A 393-nucleotide genomic window follows, 5' to 3' on the forward strand; every position below is an offset into this window, starting at 1 on the left:
GATGTGGTGGACACTCTGCATTATGACTGGCACCTCGATCCCTACTCTCAAGGCACCTGGTGCGTTCTGAAAAAGGGTCAGTTAAAAGATTCAATTCCCGCACTACGCGAACCTCAAGGCCGCGTGCATTTTGCCGGCGGTGATATTGATTTGGGCTGGCGTGGATTTATCGACGGTGCCATTGCAACGGGCAACCAAGTCGGCCAAAGTGTTGCGCGTCTTTTAAACGCACGTACGACACCAACGTATGACACAGAAAAACCGATAGCCGGTGTCAACGAAGACACTACCCTTGATCAATGCACCGTGTGTCATTCCACAGATACATCCGGAAAAGCAAGCGTAGGCCCCAATCTCAGAGGCAGATACGGACAACCCGCCGCTTCGGCCAAT

The 393-nt window shown here is 52.4% G+C and carries 1 protein-coding gene; it reads left to right on the forward strand.

From position 1 onward, the window contains the following. Positions 1 to 393, forward strand: a 393-nt coding sequence (locus tag A3751_RS01060; protein ID WP_197466080.1) for a cytochrome c family protein, incomplete at both ends; no start/stop codon positions are given.

The organism is Oleiphilus sp. HI0080, from assembly GCF_001635135.1.